Raw genomic sequence first — 14,399 nt, forward strand, 5'->3', positions numbered from 1 at the left:
GTGGAAGAAGATAAGTTCATACGTCTACGTACTCGTGGACAGGGCTGGCTACCGGCACCAGCAGCGCGGTGAAACCGATACCCAGCAGTAAGGTGATGCCGAAGTGCTGCAAGGCCGGCATCGAACTTAGGGCCAGCAGACCAAAAGAGAGCAGGGCGGTGACGGCTGACAGCAGCACGCCGGCATAGGCCGCACCGGGCAGGTGCGCCGCATGCGGCTCACCCTCGTGCAGAAACACCGCATAGTTCGCCCCCACGCCGAGCACCAGCATCAGCGCCATCCAGTGGAACAAGGTCAAGGGCTGGCCGAGGTAACCCAGCGCAGCGAGGGTCAGGCCGATGCCGAGCAGCGGCGGTGCGATCACGCGCGGCGCGGCGCCGCGATAGCGCCAGCCGAATACAGCCGACACCAGCGCGAGTGCCGCAAGCAGCCAGACGCTGGCGTATTCGCGATAGCGGCTGAACAAGGCCGAGATGCTGGCGGGTTTGTCGACCAACTCCACTCCGGCCAGACCCATGGCGGCTGCTCGCAGGATGCCGGCATCGTCCTGACCCTGCGGCAGTACGATGGAACCGATGTTGCCGTTGCCCTGGTCCATCCACAGATAGCGGAACGGCGTGGAGACCGGCATGGCCAGCCACTCGGACAGGCCAAGCGGTTTGCCGGGCCAGGCGTCCACGTACGCGTTGACTGCGTCAGGGCGCAAGCCCGCGTGAAGCAATAGCGTTTCGATGTGCGCACGGCTGGCGAACAGCGACGCGAGCGCTGCCTGGTTGGCTTGTTGCCGCTGCATCGACGGCAGCATGCCGGCCACGCCGGTCCAGCTCTCCAGTTGCCCTTGTTGCACCAGCGTTTGCAGGCGAGCTTCCAGCGTTTCTTCGCGCTGCAGTACCTGCTCGGCGCTGTCGCCGTGGACGAGATAGAACTGGCTGGTATTGCCGATACCGGTGACGTCGCGGATGCGCGCCTCCTGTTTGGCGAGTTCCGCGGGAGACGTAATCAACAGATGAATATCGTCGTCATGGCTCAAGAGCAACCAGCCGGGCAGTGCTACCAGCAACAGCAGCAGTGCGGCGAACATCCCCCGTCGACCGCGACCAAGGCGGCCGGCACGACGCTGCAGCGCCAGTGCGAGGCACACCAGCGAAGGTGCCAGTGGCTTGCTCGCCGGCTTGACCAGCAAAGCGGGCAGCAGACAGAACACACTGAGGCATGCCGCGAGCATGCCGACCATGGCGAAGCAGGCCATCTGGCGCAGCGCCGGAAACGGCATCAGGCCGAGCAGCGCATAGCCGAGCAGCGAGGTGGCCAGGGCCAGCAGCAAGGCCGGTCGCACCTGGCGCACGCCACGTTCGGCCTGCCACGCCGCGCCGGCATTGGCGCGTGCACACAAGTACTGGATCGAATAGTCCACCGCCTCGCCCAGCAAGGCTGCGCCGAATACCAGGGTCAGCAGATATAACTGGCCGAAGATCAGCAAGGTGACGGTAAGCGCGCAGACCACGCCGATGGCGGTGGAGAGAAAGGCCAGCAGCAGCGGACGCGGCGAACGATAGGTCCACAGCAGCAGGACGGCTATGCCCAGGGTCGAGGCGAGACCGACGACATGCACATCGCGCTCGGCGCCGGCGCGCGCTTCGGCGGCATGGAAAACGGCCCCGGCGCGCAGCAGCCGGACGCCCGGATGGTGTTGCGCCATGGCCTGTTCGGCCCGTGCCAGCGCGGCCAGCGCCGCTCGCTGCACGCTGTCGTCGTAGGAGGAGCCGCCCAGTGCGGCCAGCACCATCACATAGCTGCGATCGTCGCGATGCGCGGTGAGCAGATTGTCCTCGGGTGTAAGCGGCGAGCGGCTCCAGGGTTGCTGGTCCAGCCAGTGTTGCAACCAGCCGAACGGATCGTCCTGCAAGGCCACGCCGACGCCAGCGAGGAAGGGTTGATTGAACCGGCGCGCCAGCGCCTGTGCCGGGTCGTAATCGGGACGCAGCAGCGCTTCGCGGTCGGCGTCGGTGAGCAGATGGAAGCGGTGCGCGAGATACGGCGCGAAAGCGGCATCAAGGTCGAACGGCGGCAGCTCGGCGGTGACCGCGGAGAACGCAGGTTCGGCGGCGAGCCGCTTGCCCAGTTCGCGCGCTGCATCCTTGGCGGTCGCGTCGTCGGCATGTTCCACCAGCAGCACCATGCGATCGCCGTTCGCATGGGCGAGGCGCTCTACCGCTGCTTCCGCCAGCGGGTGGCGCTCGGTGGCCGGCAGCAGCGCCAGCAGGTCGGTCTGGATCGGAGAACCGCCGCGCCCGACCAGCAACCAGGCGCCCAGGCCGGTCACCATCAGGACGAAGGCGCCGAACAGGATGGCGCGCCACGGCGAGGTGAGGCGGTTCACCGAGGTACATCCAGCGCACGCTTCTCCAGCGCACTCAGGGGGCCGGCGTCGCGGGTATGGGCAAAGCGGATGGTGGTGCTCTCGCCGCTGGCCAGTTCAACGCTGATGCCTTGCAGGAATTGGTCGCCGTCGAGTTCGATCCGCCGCAGCACGCGTGCCATGCGCTCCTGCCGCGGCGTAAAGCGCAGGGTCCAGTGCGCCGGCGTGCCTTGCGCCTCCACCGCGAACTGCCGCAAGGCATCGTCCGGCTTGCCGGACAGCATGGATTGCAGCATTTGCGACACCTGGGCCACGCCGCGGTCACCACCGCGCACGCTCTGCAGTTGCCCCTGTTCATCGATGCGAAGTGTGCGTGCACCGGTGAGGGCGATACTTTCGCGATAGGGCTCGGTGACCTGCCACAGCATGCCGTGGCCCACCACGAACAGCAGCTCGCCGCGGCTGAACTGCGGTTGCGTCAGTGCGGGATTCTCGCGGCTCTGGGTGAACGCTGCGCGCACGCTGGTGTGGCTGCCCAGTTCATCGAGGACGTGCTGCAACAGGTTGGCATCCTGCGCATGCGCAGGCAGGCCGAACGCGAACCAGCAGAGCAGGGCGGCGATCAGGCGGCGCACGGCGCCTCCCGCCGGCTCACTCGGCGCCATAACAGCCGCGGCGCGCGTGGCAGCATGCCCAGCAACAGGCGCGTATGCATGGCCGAGATGCGCAGGTTGTCGCGCCACATGCGGAAATGCGAAAGCCCGTTCTCCGGGTAGATCACCCGCGTAGGCAGGTTGCGCACCGGCAGGCCACGCCAGCTCAGGCGCACCGCGACCTCAGTGTCGACATCCATGCGCGCTGGCAACGGCTTGCGCGCAATTTCGGCGCAGGTGGCGTCGAGGGGATAAAGACGGTAGCCGCACATGGAATCCTGGATCGCCATCGACAACGTCTCGATCCACACGAACACGTGGGTCACATAGCGGCCGTAGAGGCGTGCGCGCGGCACGCTGTCGTCATAGATCGGCTTGCCACAGACCAGCGCCTGCGGATAGGTCTGGCTTTCGGCGAGGAAGCGGGGCGCATCGGCCACGTCATGCTGGCCATCCGCATCGATCTGCAAGGCGTGGGTGAAGCCTGCCGCGCGCGCGGCCAGCAGGCCGGCGGTGAGTGCACGTCCCTTGCCCTGGTTGTGCGGCAAGCGCAGCAACTGAATGTCCGCCTGGCCGAGCGCCAGCGCGTCCAGCACCTCACGCGTGGCGTCATTGCTGCCGTCGTCCACGATCACTACAGGCAAGCCCTGCGCGCGCAGCGACTGCACGGTACGCACGATCGTGTCTTTGTGGTTATAGATCGGGATCAGCGCGCAGGGCGCGTGCGCCCCGTTGCGGGTGGTATTGCATGCCTGCATGGACGGAGCCGGCCCAGTCAGCGGTCGAGCAGGGCTTTGACCGTTGCCACCACGTCGCTCACCGTGCGCACGCTCTTGAAATCCTCGGGCTTGATGCGCGTGCCGGTCATGTCTTGCACCTGGATGGCCAGATCGACGGCGTCGATGCTGTCCAGTTCGAGGTCGGTGAAGAGGTGCGTCGCCGGCGTGACCCGGGCCGGTTCGATCTCGAAGGTGTCGTGCAGCACCTGCCGAAGCCGGTCCAGGATGTCCTCGTCGCTGACGCCGCTTGCCATGGTCGTGCTCATAAATCCCTGTTCCCGTCGTGCCCGCTACGTTCCCTGTCATGTCGTGCCGGTTCCCCGGCTGGCTTTTACGCACGATCACGAGAACGCGACAGCGTCGTTGGGCGCTGTCGAGATCGGAAGTCCGCTAAATGTGCACCCGCGTAACGGGTCCCCTGTTAATCCGGCTTACCTTGGTAGGCAAAGCCGCACAATTTCACGTTTCTTCGACAATTCTAGCAGAGCTCTTGTGACCAGCGTGATGGCCGGGGCTGGCTCAGGCGTCTCACACGAGCGTAAGTTCTCTCGATAAGGCGGCGAGGCGATCGCGCTGGGCGAGCACCTGGGAGAGCTGTCCGAGCACCAGTCTGGCCGTTTCATCGCCAGCGCTCTGGAGGCAAGGGGCGTCCGTTGGGACCTGTCCGCATTCGTCGCCGGACGTGGCGCTGCGCTTGGCGAGGGCTTGCGCCAGTTGCTCCAGCGCCTTCACGGTGAACCCGCCAACCTGGACAACGGTCTCGCGCGCGGGGCCCGCTGGCATCGCCTGGCGGTTCGCGCCCAGTGCCGAGAGTTGGCCCAGCAAGACATGGGCGGTGGCCAGAAAGCGCAGCAGCGTCTCGCTGCCGCTACGGTGCCGCCCAGGTTCGCGCAGCATCTTGGCCAGCGCACTGCTGAGTGTGGCATGGGCGTTGTGTGCCTCGCGACGGGCCACGCGATAGTCCAGATCGTCGCGGCGACCGCTGGCGTATTGCGCCATGATCTGGGCGAGATAGCGCGCGTCGCTACGCACCGTGTCGGCCAGCACATCGTCAAACCGGCGGCCCTGCCAGTCCGGCAGGATAAAGCGCATCGCCAGCGCGGCGATGGCGGCGCCGATCAGGGTGTCGAGCAGGCGCGGCAATATGACTTCGTAGCCGTTGCCGACCTGATTGAAGCAGAGCACGACAAACAGCGTGATCGCTGCGGTGGCCGTGGCATAGCGGCGCAAACGGGCGGCAAAAAACATCACGCCCGACGCCACGATCAGCGGCATCTGCCAGGGACCGAACGGCAGCAGCCGTAGCGTGGCCCAGCCAAGCACCAGCCCGATGAGGGTGCCGATCATGCGCTGTACCAGCCGGATGCGCGTCGCACCATAACTGGGCTGGCACACCAGCAAGGTGGTCAGCAGGATCCAGTAACCGTGCCGTGGATGCACCGCGTGTAGCACGGCATAGCCCGCCAGCAGTGCGATGCCGAGTCGTAGCGCATGGCGAAAGCGGAACGATTGTCGGGTCAGCTGGAGGCGGATGCGCGTCCAGGCTTCGCCGAGCGATTGCGGGCTGGGATTCTGCAGGGTGCTATCTGCCCCGGCAGCGGGCAACCCGACAGGCGTTTCACCTTGCAGCTGCGCCTGGATCGCCAGGAGGTTGCGCACCAGCGCATCGAGCGAGCGCAGCACGTGCTCGGCGGGTGGATGGACTTGCGCGCGCAGCGCCATGACGGCGCCTTGGAGATCCCGTGCCGATGCGCGGGTCTCGATAGCCACGGGCGTCTCCGCTCGCAGACGCAACGCTTCCGCGCGCTGGCGACAGTTGCGCGCTTCAAGTTGCAGCAGGTGCTCGCAGCGAAATAGCACATCACTGTGGAACAGCGCTTCGGCAAGCGCGTCATACGGGTAATGCGTGGAGCTGATGCGCTCATGGATATCCTGCGCCATGAAATACAGTCGCAGGCGTTCGGCCGTGGCGCCCCGCGGACGCCTCGCGCCGATGCGGTCGATCAGGACCAATCGCGTGTCGTTGAGCGCTTCCACCACGCGTTCGTTCTTCATGGCCAGCGCAAGCTGCAAGGCTTCCCGATCGACCCCATGGACTGGCATGAACAGAGCGGCCTTGCCCGCGAGGCAGTCGGCCAGTGCGTCGAACAGACGCGCCAGCGAGTGCCGTACGGCTTGTTGCGGCGCCACCACGCTCCATGACAGAGAAAGCACGCCGTACCAGGCCGCGCCTGCCAGCAGGATCAATGGCTGGTGCCACGGGTCGATGACCATGCCGGCCTGGTCGGCGCCAATCATCGCGTACACCGCCAACAGCAACGTGGCGCCTGCCACCGTGGCGTAGCGCTCGCTGATGGCGCCCAGCATCACCAGCACGAAAGTGGCCAGCGGCAGGCCTAGCGCGAACGCGATGGGGTAAGGGAATAGCCATTGCACCGCGAAGGACGACACGGCGAAGCAGGCCAGTGTCACCAGCAGGGTACTCAGGCGGTTGCGCCAATGGTCCTCGGTCTCCGCCAAAGCGCAGGCAATCACGCCAAGCAGGGCCGGGCTCACGGCGTCGAGACGGTCGACGGCGAAACACCAGGCCGCAGCACCGCCCAACGCGAGCAAGACGCGCAGACATTCGGCAAAGCGATCGGAACCGCGCAGGCGGCGCCAGCGATGGGCGAGAGTGGCAGCAGGCATGCGCGCCAGCATACGACGTAGGCAGTATGGGCAGGCGGGACCAATAAAAACGCCGGCCAGGGGCCGGCGTTTTCGGGTAACGCTACGCGTGCTTACTGACCGCGCATGCGACCGGCGAAGCGCGGACCATGGTCGCCCATGTTCGGCAGCTTGATCTTGCCGATGGCCGTGATGCGCTCTTCGGCCAGACGGTCGGCCGCCTTGTAGGTCGGCACGCCTTCGTTCTTGGAGATTTCGAAGATGCGACCCAGGTTGTAGTAGATCGTGCGCATCATGCGCATCGCACGTTCGCGGTTGTAGCCGTCGATTTCCAGCGACACGTTCATCACGCCGCCCGCATTGACCGCATAGTCCGGCGCATACAGCACGCCGCGACGCTGCAGCTCGTCACCGATGGCGTCGGTGGCCAGCTGGTTGTTGGCCGCGCCGCAGATAATCTTGGCCTTGATGCGGTCGATGGTCTGCTCGTTGAGCGTACCGCCCAGTGCGCACGGCGAGTACACGTCGGCGTCGACGTCGTAGATCTCGTCCAGGCCCACGGCTTCGCAGCCCAGCTCGTCGACGCAGCGCTGCACCGCATCCTTGTTGATATCGGTGACAAACACCTTGGCGCCCTGCTCACGCAGCAGCTTGATGAACTCGCTGCCCACGTGGCCGCAGCCCTGCACGGCGTAGCTGTACTTGCCCACGTCTTCGTTGCCGTGCTTGACCTGCAACGCGGCCATCAGGCCCTGCAGCGTGCCGAACGCGGTGAACGGCGACGGATCGCCCGAACCGCCATGCACCTGGTGCACGCCGGTCACGTATTCGGTTTCACGGAACACGTATTCCATGTCGTTGACGTCGATGCCGACGTCTTCGGCGGTGATGTAGCGGCCGTTGAGCGAGTTGACGAAGCGGCCGAACGCGCGGAACAGCGCCTCCGACTTGTCCTTGCTCGGGTCACCGATGATCACCGCCTTGCCGCCGCCCAGGTTCAGGCCGGCCACGGCGTTCTTGTAGGTCATGCCGCGCGACAGGCGCAGCACGTCGTTCACCGCGTCCTGCTCGCTCTTGTACGGCCACATGCGCAGGCCGCCGAGCGCCGGACCCAGCACCGTGTTGTGGATCGCGATGATGGCCTTCAGGCCAGCGTCCTTGTTATGGCAGAAGACGACTTCTTCGTGACCCGTGTTGGCGATGGTTTCGAAAATCATTGGAACGGTGACTCCAAGTTGAGTGCCCGGGGATGGCACGCTGGAATGGAGGCGGGAACGATGCAGCACGGCCCCGCCAAGGCAGAAAACGCCTGAAACTCAAACGCCCCAGCAGAGCTGAGGCGATGAGGTTAGATCCCGATTGTAGTACGGCGCGCGGCAGGGCTGGTGTCGCGGCGCATCAAAGCGCTGGCGTATGGGCCCTTTGTGCGCTGACACGCCGTGGTTTTTGGCGTGCCACAACACGCCAGTGGCTTAGCCGGCGACCCACACACCCACGTTGAGATGCCAGCCGTCGTTCCGACGCTCATAGTGCGGGTGCACATAGTGATAACCGGCGCGCTCGGCTTCCCAATGGCCGCGATGAGCAATGTACTGATGACCGTCCCAGTGCCAGTAGCCGCGGGCCCAGACGTAGCCGTGACGCGGTGCCGGCTCGACTTCCACCACTTCCACCGGCGGCGGTTGCGGGGCGATCACTTCAACGTACTCGCGCTGCACGACAGGCTCGCGTTCCACCACGACCGGGCGCGGACGGGCCGGCTGCTCGACGACACAGCCACTGGCCAGCAGGGTCAACGCCGTGAGGGCGACTAGACGAATCGACATAGTTGAGATGCCTTATGTGAAGGAAAAGTGAGTGTTGTGGTTGAACAATGACGTCCATAGCTGAGGCTTAGCTTTCTCGAACCGATCATTTTCATTCGACATTTTCTTTGCCGGCAAGGGCTTGCGTTTTGTCCTTGCTCTCTTTCCCGCACCAGTGCGTGATTGACCCGGCTATCTCGTTGACATGGCTGGCGGCCAGGCGGTTTGGCAGCGAAAAGATCGGGTTTCATCGCCTCATGGTTCGCAAGTTATTGCTTGCTCAGCGTCCCCAGTAACCCTCGTGCAGATGCCAGCCGTCGTGATGACGTTCCCAGCGGGTCTGGTGATAGACGTAGCCGGGACGGACCGCCATCCAGTTGCCACCGACCCACACATGGCGCTGACCTTCCCAGCGCCAATAGCCAGGCGCCCAGACAAAACCCGCGCGCGGCGGCGGAATCACTTCAAACGCGGGCGCCGGCGGCGCCACGTCGATGCCGATGTCCACGGCGACACCCGCCGCTGCGGTTGGGGAATAGACCGCGCTCGCGCTGGCGATACCGAGTGCTGCGAGCAGGGCGAGTTTGCGGGTGGTGCACAGCATGTGGGGTCCTCCTTGAGGTCGCCGCACCGCGCGGCTTTAGGGCGGAAAACGACCGCCCCCCAACCGTGTTGACCGGACCCAGCTGTCTCGTTCAGTTTCGCGCAGACTGGATATCGGCGGCCATTCATAAACTGAGCCTTGAAAAAGAACGAACGGTCGTGCTATTTTTCAGCTATGAGTGCGATCCCGACCAGCAAACGTGCGGCCACCCGCGAACTGATCCTTGAGCATGCCTACGAGCTGGCCCGTCGTGAGGGGCTGGAAGGCCTGTCCATTGGCTCGTTGGCGCAAGGCGTCGGCATGTCCAAGAGCGGCGTCTTCGCCCATTTCGGTTCACGCGAGGATTTGCAGCTGGCCGTCCTGGAAGCAGGGCAGTTGCGCTTCCTGCAACGAGTGAAGTGGCCCGCGCTGAAGTTGCCGCGAGGCCTGCCACGGTTGCGAGCGATCGTGTCCCACTGGATCGACTGGTCATGCGAGTACGCGAGCGGTTGCGTACTGCTCACCGCGGTCAGCGAATACGACGGCCGCGAAGGTCCGCTGCACGACGCCGTCACCCGTCAGCAATCGGGATGGCGCCAGGAAATGTGTCGCGCGATCAACCATGCCATGGAGAACGGCGAGTTGGGCGAGGACACCGACCCGGCCCAGCTCGCCTTCGAAATCTACGCACTCATCCTGGGCCTGCATCACGACGCGGGCCTGTTTGGTTTTGAACAGGCCCGCCAGCACACGCAGACGGGCTTCGAGCGTTTGCTTGCCAGCTATCGTCCTGCCCCTGATCGGAGGGCCGCGCCATGACTCGCACCACCACCGCCGCCAAACATCATCACGCTACCGACGCGCTCAAGCTCAAGGCCGTGCGCGCCGGTTTCGCACTCGCCAGCCGGCTTGCACCAGCGCGCGCAGTGAACCGCGCGGCACAGCTTTTCGTCACGCCATTCGGCAGCAGTCGCGCGCGCGCCCAGCGTGCCCAGCCCGATGCGGACATGACCTTTGCAGAGCTGGATATCGCTGGCCAGCGCATCGCCACCTATGTCTGGGGTGACCCGAAGCGGCAGCCTTATGCCTTGCTGGTGCATGGCTGGTCGAGTTTCGGTTTGCGCTATTTGCCGTGGGTGAAGTCGTTGCGGGCACTGGGTTACGCGGTGGTGACGTTCGACCAGCCGGGCCATGGCAAGAGTGGTGGGCGCTATTGCTCGCTGCCGGATTTCGTCAACACGGTGCGCGAGGTCGGCAAGCACTTCGGCGATGCCGCGCTGACCATCGCCCATTCGCTGGGCGGCACCGCGGCCGCGCTGGCGCAGGGTGATGCGTGGCATGCGCAGAAGCTCATCCTCATCGCGCCTGCTGCCGATCCGGTGGACGCCACCCGCCGCTTCACCCGCTTTGTTCATCTCGGCGGCCATCTCAATGGGCGCCTGCACGATCGCCTGGAGCTGATGTCCGGCGTCAACATCCACGACCTGCAGGTGCATCGTCATTTGCCTGCGCTCGGCCAGCCGGCGCTGATCGTTCATGACATGGATGACCAAGACGTGCCCTGGGCCGAAGGTGAACGCTACGCACGCTACTGGCGCGGCGCGCGCCTACTCACCACGCAGGGGCTGGGTCACCGCGACGTGCTCGACGCACCGGAAGTCATCGAGGCCTCGCTGGCGTTTTTGCGTGGCGAAGTCGTGGGTGAGCGCGTGGTCTCGTCGCCGAATTTGCCGTTTGGCGATAGCTGACTTGGCGAACTCGCTGCCGGGATGACGATAGGTGGTTGTCTCGGCATCAATACCCAGGCGAATGGCCGCCCCGCGCCCCCGTTACATTGCAGCGCAAAACCCTTGCGAATCATGGCCTCTGCGCCTGGAGGGCATGGGCACCCCGCGCCGCAACATGTTCCGAACGTAACCATCCATTAAAATCGGGGACTACGCCGCACTGCAGTTTCGGAGTCCCCATGAGTTCCCCCGCCCAGCACGTTCCCGCCAGCGCCGCCCAGGCGGAGACCCGTCCACTGCGCTTCGTCACGGCAGCCAGCCTGTTCGACGGCCACGACGCGGCCATCAACATCATGCGTCGCATCATCCAGTCGCAAGGTGCGGAAGTGATCCACCTCGGCCATAACCGCTCGGTGGAAGACGTGGTGCGGGCCGCACTGCAGGAAGACGCCGATGCCATTGCGCTGTCGTCCTACCAGGGCGGCCATGTCGAGTATTTCAAGTACATGGTCGACATGTTGAAGGAGCATGGCGCCGCGCACATCCGTGTGTTCGGTGGCGGTGGTGGCACCATCACGCCGGAGGAGATTCGTGAGCTGCAGGCGTACGGCGTGGAGCGTATCTACCACCCGAACGACGGCATGAAGCTCGGTCTGGTCGAGATGATCGAAGACGTCATGCAGCGCACGCGTGCGGCCGCCACCCAGCGCGCCAAGCTGGAGCAGGCCACCACGGTGGTGCCGCTGGTCGACATCGACGACGAGATTTCCATTGGCCATATGCTCTCCGCCATTGAGGAAAGCGAGCTGCCGGAAGCGGAGCTGGAACACCTGCGCAAGCAGTGGAAGATGGCCGGCAAGCAGACGCCGGTGCTCGGCGTGACCGGCACCGGCGGTGCGGGCAAGTCGTCGGTGGTGGATGAACTGCTATTGCGCTTCCTGCACGCGTTCCCGCAGATGCGCATCGCCGTGCTCGCGGTGGACCCCACGCGTCGCCGTAGTGGTGGTGCTTTGCTGGGCGACCGCATCCGCATGAATTCGTTGCGCAGCCATCGCGTGTATATGCGCTCCATGGCCACGCGCCGCCAGCACGCCGCCACCAGCGCGGTGCTGCACGACTGCATCGATTTTCTCAAGGCGCAGCCGTACGACCTGATCATCGTGGAAACCGCGGGCATCGGCCAGAGCGATTCGGAAATCGTCGACCTGGTAGATTTCCCCACCTATGTGATGACCAGCGACTACGGCGCCGCCAGCCAGCTCGAGAAGATCGACATGCTCGACTTCGCCGAACTGGTGGTGCTGAACAAGTTCGACAAGCGCGGCGCCGAAGACGCGCTGCGCGACGTGCGCAAGCAATGGAAGCGCAACCGCACCGCCTTCAGGCTCACCGACGAGCAGGTGCCGGTATTCCCCACCATCGCCAGCCAGTTCAACGATCCGGGCGTCACCTGGATGTTCTCCAACCTGTGCCGCCTGCTGCGCGAGAAGCTCAGCCTGCCGGCCGAGAAGTGGACGCCGAACCTCGACACCACTTTGAAGGAGCCGCGCGCCACCGTGCTGATTCCCGGCAGCCGCGTGCGCTATCTCGCTGAGATCGCGGAGCAGGGTCGTGGCATCAACAAGGAAATCGAGCACGAGGCCGAGTTCGCGAGCAAGGCGCAGCATTACTACGAGTCGTTGAAAGATCTGGGCGACGACAAGTTGCCACGTGCTCTGGCTCGCTACGAGTCCGCCGTGTTGCACGAGGAGGGCGCCGACCGCACCTTGCTGACGCTGCGCCAGCGCTATAACGAAGCGTTGAAGGAACTCAGCCACGAAGCCATTCACCTGCTGCACGAGTGGCCCGCGCGCTACAAGTCGGTGACCGACGAAGTCAATGAGTACAAGGTGCGCGACAAGGTGATCCGGGTGGAGAACTACCGCATATCGCTGAGCCACCAGAAGGTCCCCAAGGTGTCGCCGCCCAAGACCAAGGACTGGGGCGACCTGCTGCGCTTCCTGATGCGCGAGAACCTGCCGGGCCATTACCCGTACACCGGTGGCGTGTACCCGTATCGCCGCACCGGCGAAGACCCGACCCGCATGTTCGCGGGCGAAGGTACGCCAGAGCGCACCAATCGCCGCTTCCATTACCTGAGCCAGGGCGGTGCGGCCACGCGCCTGTCCACCGCGTTCGACTCGGTCACGCTGTATGGCGAAGATCCGGCCCCGCGTCCGGACATCTACGGCAAGATCGGCAACTCCGGCGTCAACATCGCCTCGCTCGACGATATGAAGAAGCTGTACTCCGGCTTCGATCTCAGCGCGCCGACCAGCTCGGTGTCGATGACCATCAACGGTCCCGCGCCGATCATCCTCGCGATGTTCATGAACACCGCGATCGACCAGAACGTGGAGAAGTACCTCAAGGCCGATCCCGCACGTTGGGCTGCGGCCGAAAAGCATATCGCCGAGTTGTACGCCCACGGCCAGCGCCCGACGTATTCGGGTGAGCTGCCCAAGGGCAATGAAGGTCTTGGCCTTGGCCTGCTTGGCGTCACCGGCAACCAGCTGGTTGACGCCGAGACCTATGCGCGCATCAAGCAGGAGACCCTGCAGAGCGTTCGCGGCACCGTACAGGCGGACATCCTCAAGGAAGACCAGGCGCAGAACACCTGCATCTTCTCCACCGAATTCGCGCTGCGCATGATGGGCGACATCCAGCAGTACTTCGTCGACCACAAGGTGCGCAACTTCTACTCAGTATCGATTTCCGGTTATCACATCGCCGAAGCCGGCGCGAACCCGATCAGCCAGCTCGCCTTTACGTTGAGCAACGGCTTCACCATCGTCGAGTACTACCTTGCGCGCGGTATGAACATCGACGACTTCGCGCCGAACCTGTCGTTCTTCTTCTCCAACGGCATGGACCCGGAATACACCGTGATCGGCCGCGTGGCCCGTCGCATCTGGGCACGCGCCATGCGCGAGCGCTACGGTGCCAGCGCGCGCAGCCAGATGATGAAGTACCACATCCAGACCTCCGGCCGTTCGCTGCACGCGCAGGAGATCCAGTTCAACGACATCCGCACCACGCTGCAGGCGCTGTACGCGCTGTTCGACAACTGCAACAGCCTGCATACGAATGCCTACGACGAAGCCATCACCACGCCGACCGAAGAAAGCGTGCGTCGCGCCGTCGCGATCCAGATGATCATCAACAAGGAACTGGGCCTCAACTTCAACGAGAACCCGTGGCAGGGCAGCTATATCGTCGATGCGCTCACCGACATCGTCGAAGAGGCCGTCTACAAGGAGTTCGACGCGATCAGCGAGCGCGGTGGCGTGCTCGGTGCGATGGACACCATGTACCAGCGCGGCAAGATCCAGGAAGAGTCGATGTTCTATGAGCACAAGAAGCACGACGGCAGCCTGCCGCTGATCGGCGTGAATACGTTCCTGCCCAAGGACCATGGCGGCGAGATCGCCACCGAGATCGAACTGATCCGTTCGACGGAAGGCGAAAAGGGTCAGCAGATCGACAACGTGCTGGCTTTCGGCAAGGCGCGTAACGACATGGCCCCGCATAGCCTCAAGACCTTGCAGAACACCGCGCGTGACCGGAAGAACGTCTTCGAGCAGCTCATGGAAGCGGTGAAGTACAACTCACTTGGCCAGATCAGCCACGCGCTTTACGACGTGGGCGGCGAATATCGGCGGAATATGTAATTGCCGTCAGGCGGCATGAAACCCCTCTCCCCCATGGGGAAGGGGTTTCATGGATGAAGCAAAAACCCGTCCCACTCAGAGGTACTGGGTGGGGCAGGGGAGTAAGCGGATAAGTG

The 14,399-nt window shown here is 64.5% G+C and carries 11 protein-coding genes; 3 read left to right on the forward strand and 8 right to left on the reverse strand.

Going from position 1 to position 14,399, the window contains the following annotated elements:
• Positions 1-16: 16 nt before the first annotated feature.
• The 8 genes from OUZ30_RS06105 to OUZ30_RS06140 form a co-directional block, all read right to left on the reverse strand.
• On the reverse strand, positions 17-2,380 hold the full coding sequence (locus OUZ30_RS06105) for an MMPL family transporter (RefSeq protein ID WP_266181313.1): 2,364 nt from the start codon (positions 2,378-2,380) through the stop codon (positions 17-19).
• Positions 2,377-2,994, reverse strand: a complete 618-nt coding sequence (locus OUZ30_RS06110; protein WP_266181314.1) for a LolA family protein — start codon at positions 2,992-2,994, stop codon at positions 2,377-2,379. The genes OUZ30_RS06105 and OUZ30_RS06110 overlap by 4 nt, the downstream gene beginning before the upstream one ends.
• Positions 2,982-3,770: a glycosyltransferase family 2 protein gene (locus OUZ30_RS06115; protein WP_266181315.1), complete on the reverse strand. Its 789-nt coding sequence runs from the start codon at positions 3,768-3,770 to the stop codon at positions 2,982-2,984. The genes OUZ30_RS06110 and OUZ30_RS06115 overlap by 13 nt, the downstream gene beginning before the upstream one ends.
• 17 nt (positions 3,771-3,787) lie before the next feature.
• Positions 3,788-4,057 (reverse strand): acyl carrier protein, encoded by a 270-nt coding sequence (locus OUZ30_RS06120; RefSeq protein WP_266181316.1) that lies wholly within the window; start codon positions 4,055-4,057, stop codon positions 3,788-3,790.
• Positions 4,058-4,319: 262 nt separating this feature from the next.
• Positions 4,320-6,479, reverse strand: coding sequence for a YccS family putative transporter (gene yccS, locus OUZ30_RS06125; RefSeq protein WP_266181318.1), 2,160 nt, complete (start codon positions 6,477-6,479; stop codon positions 4,320-4,322).
• Between the two features lie 92 nt (positions 6,480-6,571).
• Complete coding sequence (locus OUZ30_RS06130; protein WP_266181319.1) at positions 6,572-7,675, reverse strand: Glu/Leu/Phe/Val dehydrogenase dimerization domain-containing protein; 1,104 nt, start codon at positions 7,673-7,675, stop codon at positions 6,572-6,574.
• Positions 7,676-7,930: 255 nt separating this feature from the next.
• On the reverse strand, positions 7,931-8,284 hold the full coding sequence (locus OUZ30_RS06135; protein WP_266181320.1) for a hypothetical protein: 354 nt from the start codon (positions 8,282-8,284) through the stop codon (positions 7,931-7,933).
• Between the two features lie 259 nt (positions 8,285-8,543).
• Positions 8,544-8,867: a YXWGXW repeat-containing protein gene (locus tag OUZ30_RS06140; protein ID WP_266181321.1), complete on the reverse strand. Its 324-nt coding sequence runs from the start codon at positions 8,865-8,867 to the stop codon at positions 8,544-8,546.
• A gap of 174 nt (positions 8,868-9,041) precedes the next feature.
• On the opposite strand from OUZ30_RS06140, the gene OUZ30_RS06145 reads away from it, so the two are divergent.
• The 3 genes from OUZ30_RS06145 (at position 9,042) to OUZ30_RS06155 (ending at position 14,283) form a co-directional block, all read left to right on the forward strand.
• Entirely contained in the window at positions 9,042-9,665 is a 624-nt protein-coding gene (locus OUZ30_RS06145; RefSeq protein WP_266181322.1) for a TetR/AcrR family transcriptional regulator, read from the forward strand.
• The gene (locus OUZ30_RS06150; protein ID WP_266181323.1) at positions 9,662-10,594 is read left to right on the forward strand and encodes an alpha/beta hydrolase; all 933 of its coding nucleotides are present in this window, start codon (positions 9,662-9,664) and stop codon (positions 10,592-10,594) included. Before OUZ30_RS06145 ends, OUZ30_RS06150 begins: the two co-directional genes overlap by 4 nt.
• Positions 10,595-10,812: 218 nt before the next feature.
• Entirely contained in the window at positions 10,813-14,283 is a 3,471-nt protein-coding gene (locus OUZ30_RS06155) for a methylmalonyl-CoA mutase family protein (protein WP_266181324.1), read from the forward strand.
• The last annotated feature ends 116 nt before the right edge of the window (positions 14,284-14,399 follow it).

It is taken from the genome of Dyella humicola, assembly GCF_026283945.1.
In the GTDB taxonomy this organism is placed as follows: domain Bacteria; phylum Pseudomonadota; class Gammaproteobacteria; order Xanthomonadales; family Rhodanobacteraceae; genus Dyella; species Dyella humicola.